The sequence below is a fragment of the Streptomyces katrae genome (genome assembly GCF_000966975.1).
In the GTDB taxonomy this organism is placed as follows: Bacteria; Actinomycetota; Actinomycetes; order Streptomycetales; family Streptomycetaceae; genus Streptomyces; species Streptomyces katrae.
Map to the genome: position 1 here is coordinate 1 of NZ_JZWV01000715.1, position 468 is coordinate 468.

1 pseudogene is annotated in these 468 nt (G+C 75.6%); it reads left to right on the top strand.

The features are described 5' to 3' along the window. Positions 1-301: 301 nt before the first annotated feature. Positions 302-468, top strand: a pseudogene (locus VR44_RS47495) (glycosyltransferase family 1 protein); the annotation flags it as partial.

Sequence of the window (468 nt, forward strand, 5' to 3'; positions counted from 1 at the left end):
CGGCGACGGTTCGGTGACCCGCTCCGGGGTCACCGTCCTGGAGGGCGAGGACCGGATCCGCGAACTCTCCCGGATGCTCGCCGGCCAGGAGGACTCGCAGACGGCCCGCGCCCACGCCGAGGAACTCCTCGCGGCGGCACGGGCGGACGGCTGAGGAACCGGGGCGTTAGCCCGTGTGGGTGAGGCTGGGGGGCGCACTGCGGTATCCGGCACGGGATCCGCACCCGTATGGTCCCGGAACGCGCGTACGGACTGGCATCCTGGGCGACGTCCCTGACTCCTCACCCTGGAGCTTCGGCCCGTGAGCAGCTCCCCGGCTTCGGTACCGCCGCCCGTCCTGCCGTACGGGCGGCCCCCGCTGCGCACCGTCCAGGTCCTCGGCGGCGCGGGCGCGGGCAGCAGCGCGCACGTCCGCTCCCTCACCACCGGGCTCGCGGCGCGCGGCGTACGGGTCACCGTGTGCGCCCC